Origin of the sequence: Thermoactinomyces intermedius (assembly GCF_013912365.1) — a bacterium.
Lineage (GTDB): Bacteria > Bacillota > Bacilli > Thermoactinomycetales > Thermoactinomycetaceae > Thermoactinomyces > Thermoactinomyces intermedius.
In genome coordinates this window covers 34,753-47,595 of record NZ_JACETT010000002.1, presented here as the reverse complement: position 1 = coordinate 47,595, position 12,843 = coordinate 34,753, and the positions used below count along the sequence as shown (strand labels likewise).

Annotated in this window: 13 protein-coding genes; 4 read left to right on the top strand and 9 right to left on the bottom strand. The window is 50.2% G+C overall.

Features of this window, described 5'->3' with window-relative positions; genetic code table 11:
- Nucleotides 1-19: 19 nt before the first annotated feature.
- The 4 genes from H1R82_RS00305 to H1R82_RS00290 form a co-directional block, all read right to left on the bottom strand.
- Nucleotides 20-385, bottom strand: coding sequence for a carboxypeptidase-like regulatory domain-containing protein (locus H1R82_RS00305; protein ID WP_181732678.1), 366 nt, complete (start codon nt 383-385; stop codon nt 20-22).
- A gap of 109 nt (nt 386-494) precedes the next feature.
- Nucleotides 495-1,424: a trypsin-like serine peptidase gene (locus tag H1R82_RS00300; RefSeq protein WP_181732679.1), complete on the bottom strand. Its 930-nt coding sequence runs from the start codon at nt 1,422-1,424 to the stop codon at nt 495-497.
- Between the two features lie 193 nt (nt 1,425-1,617).
- Nucleotides 1,618-1,824: a YhzD family protein gene (locus H1R82_RS00295; RefSeq protein ID WP_232334004.1), complete on the bottom strand. Its 207-nt coding sequence runs from the start codon at nt 1,822-1,824 to the stop codon at nt 1,618-1,620.
- 70 nt (nt 1,825-1,894) lie between these two features.
- Nucleotides 1,895-2,692, bottom strand: coding sequence for a mechanosensitive ion channel family protein (locus tag H1R82_RS00290; RefSeq protein ID WP_232334003.1), 798 nt, complete (start codon nt 2,690-2,692; stop codon nt 1,895-1,897).
- 85 nt (nt 2,693-2,777) lie between these two features.
- Between H1R82_RS00290 and H1R82_RS00285 the strand changes: the two genes are divergently transcribed.
- Nucleotides 2,778-3,968, top strand: a complete 1,191-nt coding sequence (locus H1R82_RS00285) for an MFS transporter (RefSeq protein ID WP_181732681.1) — start codon at nt 2,778-2,780, stop codon at nt 3,966-3,968.
- Nucleotides 3,969-3,986: 18 nt separating this feature from the next.
- Here the strand turns inward: H1R82_RS00285 and H1R82_RS00280 are convergent, their stop codons facing one another.
- From H1R82_RS00280 to recQ, 4 genes are all read right to left on the bottom strand, one after another.
- Nucleotides 3,987-5,687, bottom strand: a complete 1,701-nt coding sequence (locus H1R82_RS00280; protein WP_181732682.1) for a serine hydrolase domain-containing protein — start codon at nt 5,685-5,687, stop codon at nt 3,987-3,989.
- 82 nt (nt 5,688-5,769) lie between these two features.
- Nucleotides 5,770-6,705, bottom strand: a complete 936-nt coding sequence (rnz, locus tag H1R82_RS00275) for a ribonuclease Z (protein ID WP_181732683.1) — start codon at nt 6,703-6,705, stop codon at nt 5,770-5,772.
- A 19-nt stretch (nt 6,706-6,724) separates the two neighbouring features.
- Nucleotides 6,725-7,519 carry an HAD family hydrolase gene (locus H1R82_RS00270; RefSeq protein ID WP_181732684.1) on the bottom strand — a complete coding sequence of 265 codons (795 nt, stop codon included), beginning with the start codon at nt 7,517-7,519 and terminating at the stop codon, nt 6,725-6,727.
- 223 nt (nt 7,520-7,742) lie between these two features.
- Nucleotides 7,743-9,884 carry a DNA helicase RecQ gene (gene recQ / locus H1R82_RS00265; RefSeq protein WP_181732685.1) on the bottom strand — a complete coding sequence of 714 codons (2,142 nt, stop codon included), beginning with the start codon at nt 9,882-9,884 and terminating at the stop codon, nt 7,743-7,745.
- Nucleotides 9,885-10,063: 179 nt separating this feature from the next.
- On the opposite strand from recQ, the gene lplA reads away from it, so the two are divergent.
- On the top strand, nt 10,064-11,053 hold the full coding sequence (lplA, locus tag H1R82_RS00260; RefSeq protein ID WP_181732686.1) for a lipoate--protein ligase: 990 nt from the start codon (nt 10,064-10,066) through the stop codon (nt 11,051-11,053).
- Between the two features lie 53 nt (nt 11,054-11,106).
- Here lplA and H1R82_RS00255 read toward each other — a convergent pair whose 3' ends face one another.
- The gene (locus H1R82_RS00255; RefSeq protein ID WP_181732687.1) at nt 11,107-11,319 is read right to left on the bottom strand and encodes a hypothetical protein; all 213 of its coding nucleotides are present in this window, start codon (nt 11,317-11,319) and stop codon (nt 11,107-11,109) included.
- Between the two features lie 253 nt (nt 11,320-11,572).
- Here H1R82_RS00255 and H1R82_RS00250 point away from each other — a divergent pair, with 253 nt between their 5' ends.
- Nucleotides 11,573-12,178 carry a TetR/AcrR family transcriptional regulator gene (locus tag H1R82_RS00250; protein WP_181732688.1) on the top strand — a complete coding sequence of 202 codons (606 nt, stop codon included), beginning with the start codon at nt 11,573-11,575 and terminating at the stop codon, nt 12,176-12,178.
- Nucleotides 12,179-12,260: 82 nt separating this feature from the next.
- Complete coding sequence (locus H1R82_RS00245; protein WP_181732689.1) at nt 12,261-12,653, top strand: thioesterase family protein; 393 nt, start codon at nt 12,261-12,263, stop codon at nt 12,651-12,653.
- Nucleotides 12,654-12,843: the final 190 nt, after the last annotated feature.

Genomic DNA, 12,843 nt, shown 5'->3' with positions numbered 1-12,843 from the left:
TTTTTGGAGCTTGTTTTTTTTATTCTTTTTCCAGGATGACGGTCAAGTGGACGGGCTTTCCGGCATCTTTGGCTTGAACCGGAAGATGGCGCGGTTTGTAGCCTTCTTTTTCGATGACAAATTCGTACGATCCGGTGGGCACATACCATGTAAAACGGCCTTTTTCATCGGTATATCTGGCGATTTCCGGGATGGGTCCGCTGACGTCTTCTTTCGGTTTCGGGACGACCAAAGCGCCGGAGACAGGTGAATGGTTTTCATCCGAGACGGTTCCGGTGACTTTCACTTTGGACACGGGGCCGGCTGCCGGTGTTTTTTCACAGCCGAAAAGAAGCGGGAAACAAAGGGTGAACAGCAAGATGGTGAATCCGCATTTCCATTTCATCAGGCAAAATCCCTCCTTGCATAAAAAGAGAGAGGATGAATCCTCTCTGAATGGTACAGTTACTTTATATGACTTTTTTTCCGGGATAAAAGTTCCAACCGGTTGGAATCTATTGATCTTTCCAAGTGTTCAGGTTATCGAAAACTTCTTTGGTGATGCGGGTGCCGCGGTTGCTCTTTTTATTTCCGTATACGCCGTTGGTGTGGATGGCAATGCTGCAAACCCCGCAATTCTGATATTGCTCCTGGTAAACGGGCGATCCGCTTTGTCCGGCATACGTGTCGTTGTCATACAGCAATTTGTATGGGGTGGTTTCCCGAATCCGGTCTCTGTGTTCCCATTGGGTGCCTTGCGGTTTGTCACCGGGATAACCGCTGATGTTCACCTGCGTGCCATTTAACGATCCGCTCTGCCAGCGGTATCCGAACCAGCCGGTTTGGTTTCCCACGTTTTGATCCAATTTGACGGCTCCGTAATCATAATTGGTGTTGCCTTGCCGGGTCCATCCGATAACCGAGTAAAAACGGGTGGCTTTTGCATAACCAAACGGCAAACGGTTGCCGTCCCGTCCGGGATAGACTTTTGCCCACGAGGCCCATTTTTTCTCATCCGGGTCAAAGACGCAGTGCCCGGCTGTTGCAACGGTGTCCGGCCCGATCAGCCAACCGGTGCAGTTTCCGAGATCGCTTTGGATCTGGACGACGGCGCTGTAGGGGTATTTGGAAGTGTCTTTCACCCGCGTCCGGTTATCCGGCCCGATGACGGATTCGGCCGATGCGCCGTTTGGGGAATGGTTTTTTTCACGCACTTTCAGCATGTTTCCTTCAAACCCTTTGCTGTAGGCGCCCCCGGAGGTTTGGACAATGTCTCCCGACTGCGTGGATTGTCGGATGCTTTTGCCGTCGCTGGCCACGGGGGTATGGGGGGAAGTTTCGGCAAACACTGCATCGGCTTTGGCAAAGGACCAAGAAGCGGGAACCATCAGCAAAAGGGTTGACAAAAAGGAAACTGTCATTCGCAAACCATTGGCATGTCGCATGGATATCCTCCTTCGGCGATATGTAAAGTTACGAGAATATTATAAATAAATGGAATAATTGTTACAATCAGGGAACGGGTGAGACAAAAGCCGATTCAAAGTAAAAAACCGAGGATTCCGGCTTTTATCACGATGAATGGAATCTTGCAGTCCCGTTCCTGAGAGGAAGGAAAAGCCTGAAAGATGATCTCTTTCAGGCTTTGTTGGATGAAGCATTTCCCCGGTAGGGATGCGGTTTGAAGGAAACGAGACGTCCTGTCACATGGAATATGCGGTGAGGTTTATCTTGATGGCCGTTTTCGGAAAGCCAGGCATAGCCCAGTTTTTTGGCTTCGTCGTCACTTGTGGCATTGATGGGCCCATCATACAGCAGTTGGCCATCCATATCATATACCGTCATGTGATACACGGATTTGGATCACCTCGAATGAAAATTTAAAAGTGTAACTTTATTATATCATTTTTAATGGTTATGTGGTTTCGGTCAATAAATAACCGGCTTTGTCGGTGGCTTGGACCAATTCTTTGCGCAACCGGCGTTCCACTTCACCTTGTTTCCCGTTTTCTGCCCGTGCTTGGATCCGGACAATGGACGACTGCGGGGTCACATCCACCACGCCCAGTACGTTTGGACCGTCGATCACGCCCGGCAACAATTCCCGGAGAAGCCGGCATTGTTCCTCCAGATAAGCGAGGGCCTGATCCAGATCGGTTTTGGTTGAAAGGGGAAGATCCACTTTGGCCAGCATGTGCCCGCGGGAATGGTTGGTGAGGGATTTGATATCCCGGTTTAAAATAAAGTGCAAATCCCCTTCCGGATCGCGGATTTTCAGGACGCGGAGGCCCACATGCTCCACGGTGCCGGAAAATCCGTTGACGGTGACATCTTCCCCGACTTGCACTTGGTCTTCCAGCAAAATGAAAAATCCGGAGACGATGTCGGAAACCAGATCTTTTGCGCCAAAACCGATGGCAAGCCCCAGGACGCCGGCACTGGCCAAAATGGCAGAAATGTTGATGTGAAATTCGGCCAGGATGGAGACCAAAGCGATGAAGATGATTACATAGGTGGTGACATTGATCAGGATGCTTTGAATGGTTTTTAACCTTAACTGCGTCCCTTTGCTGAGGCGGCTGTGGGTGGTCAGGCGGATGATCAATTTTCTGGCGATGATGATGCTGATGATCGAAAGCAAAATGATGATCCCGATTGCGATGACGGATGCAAGAATTGATCCCCAATCGAGTTTCAATATCATGTTTATCATTTGCGTGTCCCCCCTTCTGATGTTGAGCAATCATGATTAAAACCAATATAATGGTTTGGGAAGATTTTGAAAAGGGGGCGTAAACATGGCCTGGTCTCTCCGGACTTTCAGAGGAATGATCTGGATGATTTGCGTGGCCGGGATGACCCAGGGGTTATTGATTCCGCTGTTGACGATGTTTCTGGAAGAAAGAGGCGTGCAAGCCGATTTTAACGGGCTGAGTGCCTCTGCGCTTTATCTCGGCATCTTGCTCGCGGCTCCCCTCGGTCCGGCCATGGTCCGGCGAATCGGTGTGAAGAAATCGATCCTCGCCGGGTTGTACATTGTCACCGTTGCCGTTTGTTTTTTTCCGTTTTTTCAAAGTTTCTGGGTATGGACCGGGCTTCGCTTTCTGGTCGGCATCGGCGACAGTTTGTTGCACTATGCCACCCAATTGTGGATCACCATCCATGCGCCCGTGAAAGAAAGGGGGCGCCGGATTTCCCAATACGGGTTCGCTTATGGATTGGGATTTGGGATCGGTCCGCTGGGACTGAATCTGGTTCATTTTGGAGAAACGGTTCCGTTTCTCTTTGTTTTGTGTATCCTCCTTTTTTCCATTTACTTAACCGGCCGTTTAACGATCGCCGGATCTTTGGACAATGAAGAGAAAGAGACCGGAACGCACGGCAAAAGTTCATTGAGAACGGTCTACCGGCTTGGCTTCATCGCTTTTTGCTCCCCGTTCATTTACGGGTTTTTGGAAACGGCGTTGACGGGGAATTTCCCGGTGATCGGCATGCGGGAAGGCATGAGCCAAAGCTTTATCTCCCTTTTGATTTCTGCATTTGTCTGGGGCAGTTTGCTTTTTCAGGTGCCGCTCGGGGTGTTGGGGGACCGGATCGGCCGTAAAAATCTGCTGATTGTGGTTTGTTCGGCCGGGGCGGCCGGCATGTTTGTCATTCCGTATTTTTTGTCCAACGGGATTTATCTTTTTGTTTCTTTCGTCCTGATTGGCGGTTTGGTCGGCTCCCTTTACTCCATGGGACTGGCCTGCGCCACGGATTTGCTTCCGGCCCGCTTCTTGCCGGCAGCCAATGCCATCGCTTCGGTTCATTTCAGTGTCGGCAGCATTCTCGGCCCTTCTTTGGGCGGTTTTTCCATTGAAAAAGCAGGCGGGGAAATGTTGTTCATCACCATCGGATGTATGCTGACGGGATATGTGTTGATGATTTTGTTGGAGAAGATGAGCAACCGGATGAATTCGTTCAAATCCAAAGAAAAACAAGCGGTGTAAACCGGTCCGCCGGACGAATCAATAGGTCCGGCGTTCCCATCCTTCCCCCTGCCAATGAAGCGGGATGGTTTTTCCGCGGGTTTCGATGACCGGATCTTTGACGTACCAGCCGCGCCCGTTGACACTTTCATTGGTCTGATAATGGAAGCGGACAAAACGGGCTTGTTCGGGAACCAAAATGGCGTAAGTCTTCCAATTTTTGCGGTTTCCGCTGAATTGTTCCGCCGTGAACCAATGCCGGCCGTCGGCGGAAAACTCCACCGTGGCTTGATCATGGTCCGGTTCAATCCGGTGCCAAGTCGTAAATACAAGGGTGCGGTCGTCGGACGAAAGCGGCAGGGATGCCACCAGCGAACGGGACAATTGGTCGCCGTAACCGGAAAACCAAGCCGGCACTTTGCCCGGGATTTTCACGGGGATGGCGTCCGCCGCCATGCGTGCCACTTCCCTTCGCAGCGGATTGATGGATGCGGTTTCGCGGGTCGGGTGGACGCGATTGGTCAAAAGGATGGCGATCGTTCCCTGGCTGCGGTTGATCACCAGCGAAGTTCCGGTGAATCCGGTGTGGCCCATCGCATCGGGCCCGCTGAGTGCGTCCATGTACCAGCCTTGGTTTAATTCCCAGCCGAGACCGTGGTCATCGCCGGGAAATTCCGTGTTATAGTTGTTTTCCATCAGACGGACGGTCTCTTTTTTTAAAATCCGCGTGGATCCGTATTTTCCGTCCATCAAGATCATATGGGCGAAGACAGCCAAATCGCGGGCTGTGGAAAAAACCCCGGCATGTCCGGCCACTCCGTCCAGTGCCGCCGCATTTTCATCATGCACGGTCCCCCACACCAACCCCCGGCCGGTCCACGGTTGATACTCCGTGGCGGCAATCCGGTGTTTCAACTTTTGCGGAGGGTTGTAAAAGGTGTCATGCATGTGAAGCGGGCCCGTGATTTCTTTTTGGACAAATTGATCCAGCCGCTGTCCGGAAAGGCGTTCGACAAGAACCCCCAGCGCAATCATGTTGAGATCACTGTAGGTGTAAGTGGTTCCGGGCGGATGGTCCAGCGGGTAAGTCAAAGCGATTTGCAACCGTTCTTCCCGGCTGTTTCCCATTTGATAAAGCGGAATGCCGGAACGAAAGCCGGATGTGTGCGTCAGAAGCTGGCGGATGGTGACCGATTGCTTTTTGTTTTGAGCAAACTCGGGGATGTATCTGGCGACGGGGTCATCCAGCCTGAACCGTCCCTTTTCATACAATTTCATCACTGCCACGGACGTGAAAATTTTGCTGATGGATGCGAGGTCGTAGATGGTGTCTTCCCGTGCGGGGATCGGAGGATGAACCGGAGTCTGCCGGTCGTCGGCATAACAGACGGCATATCCATAAGCTTGGTGTTTCACGATGGTTCCTTTGCGCGCGACAAGAAGGACGGCTCCCGGGGTCATGTTTTCCCGGATGGCCTGACGGATGATGGTGTCCATATGAAGAAGCGGTTTGGATACCATGCCGCCGGATTCGGGAGATCCCGGTTGAAGAACCGGACGGATCGGGCGAGCATCTCCCCAGACCGGGTTGTTGTCCGGGCGGCGGTCGGAGGCATAAAGTTGCGCGGGAGTTTTTCCGTCGATTCCGTTTCCCCAAGCGATAGCCGGAGCCAAGGCGGGGAAGATCAGTGAAGTGACCAGCAACAGATGGATGCCGGTTTTTTTGTACACGGCCCACATTCCTCCTCTTTGGTCGGTTAATTTTATTTTAATCCATTTTGGCAGGAGAAAGACACCGGAAACGGAGGAAAGGTGTTTCCGGTCAGGAAGCGCCGTGCGGAGGCAGGGTGTAACTCCATCGGTCCCGTGCCAGATCGGTCGACGGGAAAACAGCTCTGGCTTCCTGGAGCAAAGCTTTGCATTCTTCTTCTTGAAACCGGGTGCTGATATGGTTCAGGATCAAATGTTTCACCCCGGCTTCTTTGGCGACGGCGGCGGCTTGCGTGCAAGTGGAGTGAAAGTATTTGCGGGCCAGATCTTCCTGATCCCGGCGGTACGTTGCCTCATGAATCAGCAAATCGCAACGGTTTGCAAGAAGGCAGGCTTCGGGAGTGTACCGGGTGTCTCCGAGAATCGCCAAGGTTCTTCCTTTTTTCGGGGAGCTGACATAATCTTCCCCTTTTAACACCCGGCCGTCGGGAAGGGTGACGGTTTTCCCTTCTTTTAACAAGCGGTAATGAGGGCTGGGCGGGATCCCGGATTTTTCCAACTTTTCCACATTCAATCTGCCGGGTTGATCCGGTTCTTCCAGACGATATCCGTACGAAGGGATGCCGTGATCCAGCTTTTTGGCCCGGATGGAAAAAGGCGGCGCTTCAAATTGGCAATCATCGCCTTCCATTTCGACGATCTCCAGCGGATACCGGAGAAAGGTGTGGCTTGTCTTTAACGTGATTTCGACAAACGCTCGGATTCCTTTCGGGCCGTACAAGGTGAGGGGGGAGGTGGCGCCTTGGAACGAACGGCTTCCCAAAACCCCCGGCAGTCCGAAGAGATGGTCGCCGTGTAAATGAGTGATGAAAAGCCGGTTGATTTTGGCCAGTTTCACCGGCGAGTCCCAGATTTGATGCTGTGTGGCTTCGCCGCAGTCAAAAAGCCAAATCTGCCCGTGATACTCGGGCATGATCAATGCCAGGGAGGATACGTTGCGGTTCCGGGAGGGCACCCCGGCGCCGGTCCCCAAAAAATAACATTGCATTGTGCAACCCATTCCTTTCTTATGAAGACTGGTTATATTGAAGAACCCATTCGCAAGCTTCACGGACGGAAGAAACGACCCGGCCGGCTTTTTGTTTCACTTCTTCCGGGGCATGGTGCATGGCAAAGCTGTGGGGAGTCAATTCGAGCATGGAAACATCGTTGAACGAATCCCCGACGGTTGCGATTTCCTCCGGTTTCAGGCCGAGTTCCTCCGCCAGCTTTTGAAGCGCATTCCCTTTGGAAATGCCGGGCGGCATGAAATCCAGGCAATCGGTGTCCGAAATAAAGGAATCGACTTGGGATGGGAATCGTTGGTGAATATGTTGATCCAACCGTTTTAAATCGTTCGGGTCCCCAAAGAAGCAAACCTTGCTGGGAAACAATGATTTTCCGATTTCTTCCGGCAATTGCGGGCGGGTATGAACAGGCATCTTCATCCTTTCTTCAATGGCCCGGGCTTTTTCCGTCTTTTCGGCGACAAACATTTCGTTTTCCTCGCTGACAAAGCAAACAAGCCCGAAAGGACGGGATGCTTCATAGATTTGTTTGGAGATGTTTCCGGGAAAGGTGACCCTTTGCAAACATTTTCCTTCTTTGGTATAGATGAAAGCCCCGTTTTGGCTGATGCGGTGAAAACGGCCTTGGATCCGGTTCATCACCTGAACGAGTTCAAAGTCCATTCTTCCGGAAGCCAATCCGATTTCAAGACCTGCATCCATCAGTTTGTGCAAGGCGTTTTGGTCTTGCGGATGGATTTGTTTTTCATGGTCGAACAGAGTGTTGTCCAAGTCGCTGATAAATAGTTTAATCATTGCTCTCACTCTTTCTCTTTATACTCTTTCTTATTTTCCTGTGGGTATCATATATGATGCTTAACTCCGGATGCAATCGCAGTGGCTTTGGATGCAGGCCGTTTGGTATGAAAATGCGGACGTTTGGTGGAAAAAGGTCATGATATCGGACGGGCGGGTTTTCCTGAAGGAGGAAGGACAGAGAAAAGACAGCTTCATTCCAACGCACATTCATGGAATGAAGCTATTTTTTCAAAGCTTGCAATCTTTCTCTTTTGGCAATGACCGCTTTAATGGCCATATAATCCACGGCTTCCGGCAAAGCTTCTTTGATGGGACGTAATTTTTGGGCGCCCAGTTCTTCCACTTTTTCCATGATCAATGCTTCATATTCTTTGGGAATAAAAGCATCCCAGTCGAGTTCCAATCCTTCCAAGCCGGCGCGCAATAAGTGATCCTCGATGGTGCCGCGCGTCAGGTTGCGCTCTTTGGCGATTTCGGGAATGGATTTGCCTTGCAGGAACATTTGATAAGTGATGAAATGGCTGGACGGTTTTCCCGTAGTTTTTTCCCGGGCCGGCTTTTCCCCGTGCTTTTGGACATATTCTTGGATAATTTGCAAAAAATGAGCCCCGTATTTTTGAAATTTCATTTCCCCGACCCCGGAGATCGCTTGCATCTCCTCTTCTGTGACGGGCAAGCGGCGGCACATTTCTTTTAAAGTGCTGTCCGGGAAGATCATGTATGGCGGAAGTTTTTCGGTTTCGGACAACTGCTTGCGCAAGGACACCAGTTCATCCAGGAGACGGTTGGTTTTGGTTTCGGGGGTTTTGGTTTTGAGCCATTTTTCGGTCTCTTTGTGCAGATACACCGGTTCCTTTCCTTTCAGCACCGCAATGGCTTTCGGGGTCAGGCGGACCAGCGGATAGGGACGCCCTTCGTAGATCAGGGAGAGATAACCATCCGAGGCCAAAAGTTGGCACAACCGCTGAATTTCTTTCTCCGTGTACTCCCGCATGGTTCCGTATGTAGAAATCCGGTCCAGCTTCCATTCCTTCAGCCGCTTGTTTTTGGATCCTCTGAGGACTTTGGCGATGATGGTGAGTCCGTACTGTTCGTTCAACCGTTTGATGCAGGAGAAGATTTTTTGTGCTTCAATTGTATAATTGACCAAATCCCCCATCTTTTTGCGGCAGTTTCCGCATGTTCCGCAAGGTTGCATGGTGTCGGCCCCGAAGTACCGGACGATTTCCTCTTGAAAACACCGTTGGGTGTGACAATAGTTGACCAGCTTTTGCAACTTGCTGAATTCCAGCGTTTTTCTCTCCGGGGAAAGATCGGAATGCCGGATCAGGTAGCGTTGCATGGGGACGTCTTGCGGTGAATACAACAAAATGCACTCGCTTTTTTCCCCGTCCCGGCCGGCTCGTCCCGCCTCCTGGTAATAACATTCCAGATTGCGGGGCAATTGATAATGAATGACAAACCGGACATTGGATTTATCGATGCCCATGCCAAAAGCATTGGTGGCGACAATGGTTTGCACCCGGTCATACGAAAATTGCTCCTGTGCTTTTTCTCTTTCTTCATCGGTCAGTCCGGCATGGTACTTGGCCGCGGAAAAGCCGGATTGCACCAATGCTTCATAAACATGATCGGTGTCTTTGCGGGTGGCACAATAAATGATCCCGTTTTGGCGGGGATGCTCTCTTAAATATTGTTTGATGTAATCCAGCCTGTTTTCTTCATGTATGACTTGAAAGGACAAATTCGGCCGTTCCAACCGGGTGGAATAGATCCGCGACGGATCGATTTGCAAAAGCCGGGAAATATCTTCTTTCACATCCGGCGTCGCGGTGGCGGTTAAAGCGGCAATGAGCGGCCGGCGGGGCAGGGATAAGAGCTGTTTGGCCATGGACCGGTAGCTGGGCCGGAAATCGTGTCCCCACTGGGAAATGCAGTGGGCTTCATCGATGGTGACCAGATAAACCGGCAGGGTGGCAAAAATCTCTTGAAAGGCCAGGGATTCCAAACGTTCCGGAGCAATGTAGAGCAGTTTGTAAGCCCCTTCTTTCAACTTTTTCAAGCGCCGACTGATTTCGGCAGACGAAAGCGAACTGTTGATGTAGGTGGCTGAAATGTTGTGTTGGCGCAGACGGTCCACTTGATCTTTCATCAATGAGATCAACGGAGAGATCACCAGCGTGATCCCGGGAAACATCAGAGCCGGGATCTGATAACAGATGGATTTCCCTCCGCCGGTCGGCATGATGCCCATCGTATGGTGGCCGGATAAGATGCTTTCGATGATTTTCTTTTGTCCGCTTCGAAACGAAGAGTAACCGAAGTATTTCTGCAACAACAATTCCGCTTGTTCCATCGACATGACGGATCCCCCTGCTCGCTCTTCTCTCTGTTCTCTTTCATAAAGGTATAATAAAACCGGAATTTGCTCAAATTCGCCCAGACGTGATTTTGGCCCGGGAAACGGGTACAATGGTCAATGGAAACAGAGGAGCCTGGATCCGTCTCAGGATGTCCGGGCGAAAACAGGAGGAATCAACCATGTTATTCATAGATAACCAAAACATAACCGATCCGCGCATGAACCTGGCGATCGAGGAATATGCGCTGAAACATTTGGATATTGATGAAACCTATTTGCTTTTTTATATCAATGAACCTTCCATCATTATCGGAAAACACCAAAATACGGTGGAGGAAATTCATGTCGATTATGTCAGGGAAAACGGAATCCATGTGGTCCGCCGCTTGTCCGGGGGAGGTGCCGTATACCACGATCTGGGCAATCTGAATTTCAGTTTTATCACGAAAGATGACGGGAAAAGCTTTGCCAATTTCCGGAAGTTTACGGAGCCGGTGATCGAGGCGCTCAAATCGCTGGGGATTGATGCAGAATTAAGCGGGCGGAATGATATTTTGGCAAACGGGAAGAAAATCTCGGGAAATGCCCAGTTTTCAACCAACGGGCGGATGTTCAGCCACGGAACGCTGATGTTCGATGTCAATCTCGATCATGTCACCAAGGCATTGCAAGTGAAAAAGGAAAAGATCGAATCCAAAGGCATCAAATCGATCCGCAGCCGGGTGGGCAATATTGTTGACTTTTTGAAAGAGCCCATGACCATTTTGGAGTTTCGCCAATTGTTGTTGGAACATATCTTTCAGGGGCAAAAACCGGTTCCCGAGTATGTATTGTCCGAAAAAGACTGGGAAAAAATCCGGGAAATCTCCGAGTCGCGCTATCAAAAATGGGAATGGAATTTCGGCGAGTCGCCGGCATTTAATGTCAAGCACAGCCGCCGTTTTCCGGTTGGAAGCATTGACGTGCGTTTGAATGTGCAAAAAGGAATCATCCGGTCCTGCAAGATCTATGGCGATTTCTTTGGAATCGGCGATGTGAAAGACATTGAAGACCGTCTGACGGGAATCCGGTATGAACGGGATGAAATTGAAAAATCTTTGGACGGCCTGGACATCAAGCACTATTTCGGAGCCGTCTCCAAAGATGACTTCATTGACCTCATTTACTAAACCGGTTGAATGCAAGACGGAGGAAAGGGGTTCCTTTCTTCCGTTTTTTTTCGCTATTTTTCCACGGTCTCTTCTTCCTCTTCGGTTTCCAACTGGCGCCAATGTTCCAATGTTTTTTTGACAATTTTTTGCACCACGGCCGCCGGATCGGTTTGGTGGTCGCGTGCAATGGCTTCCAACTGCTCGATCTCCTCCAGGGTTAACCAGAAATGAAAGGACATAAAGGCATCTTCGCTTGCAGGATGAGATCTCTTTTTAAATAACACGAATGTGCCCCCTTCTTTCCCGCTTCAAAAATATGGGATATCATTTTATCTAAAACTTAGATAAAAATGGACAAAATCCTTTTTCAGGAAAGATCCATTTTTGGTGACGGGGAAAGCCGGCGCATGATCGGGAAACCGGCCGGAGGCTAAGAGGAGGATAACATTCTCTAAAATAAATAGATTCTTGACAAATATCTGAAATTTCTATTATTATGAAAGCGAACAAGCGCTTGTTTCGCAGGAGAGATGAAACATGACAAAGCAGGAACGCAAGGAACAAATTTTGAGCACGGCTTGCCGTCTTTTCAGCCGGAAAGGATATCACGGGACAACGATCCGGGATATTTCGGAAGCATGCGGGATTTTATCCGGGAGTTTGTATGCGCATATCCGCACGAAAGAAGATTTGTTATATGAGATTACGAACAGAGGCGCTGAAGCTTTTTTGAATTCCCTTCGGCCCATTGTCGAGAACGATGCACCGGCAGTGGAAAAGTTAAGACAAGCGGTCATTGCCCATATCAAGGTGGTGGAAGCCAACCTGGAAGCGGCAACCGTTTATTTTCATGAGTGGAAGGGATTGTCCGAGGAAAGGTTTTGTGAAATTCAGGAAAAACGGGACCGGTATGAGAAAATGTGGGCCCGGCTTGTGTCCCAAGGGATTCAGGAGGGGGCCTTCCGGCAGGTGGATGAAAAATTTGTCCGGTTACTCCTCCTGTCCGTGGGAAATTGGCTTTATCAGTGGTACCGTCCCGAAGGCGAATTGCCGCCGGAGGAGATCGCCGACCGGTTTATGGATTTGTTTCTGGACGGACTGGCAAACCGGGAACAAGGGGAAATACCGGATCCGGCGCGTTGACATAAAGGACGGGACGGGGAAGAAGCAAAAAAAAAGATGGATCTTGGCAGGAACCGGGTTCCATGTTGAAGGGGGTTGTTTGATGAAACCGGGTCTTCACCGGGGATACCAGGAAAAAATGACCGTGACGGTGACGGAGGAGATGGTTGCTTCGTTTGACGGCAAAATGATTCATCCGGTCTTGTCCACCGTGTCCATGGTTTATTATATGGAATGGGTCGGAAGAAAAGTTATCGAGCCGTTTTTGGAAGAAGGGGAAGAAGGAATCGGAGCCTCCATCAATGTCCGCCACCGCTCGCCGGCCCCGGTCGGGAAAACCGTCACGTTTGTGGCCACAGTCAAAGAATGGACTCCGCAAAAAGTGGTGTGCGATGTGATTGCCGAACATGACCAGGCGCTGGTGGGAGAGTCCGAGTTTATCCAGGTGATCTGGCCGAAAGAAAAGCTTCAGGCGCATATTGAGCGAATGAAATAAATTTGGAAAAAGAGGAACTGAAATTTCAACCGGTTTGCGAATAAATCAGTAAGGGGGCTTACGTTTGTTTCATAGATGCTTTGAAAACCTTTGAATCAGAAGGTGGTACCTTGTGGAAAAGCTTGCTGACAATGGTTTTTGACGGGTTGGCAAGCTTTTATTTTTTATATGACCGGGAAAAGAAAATACG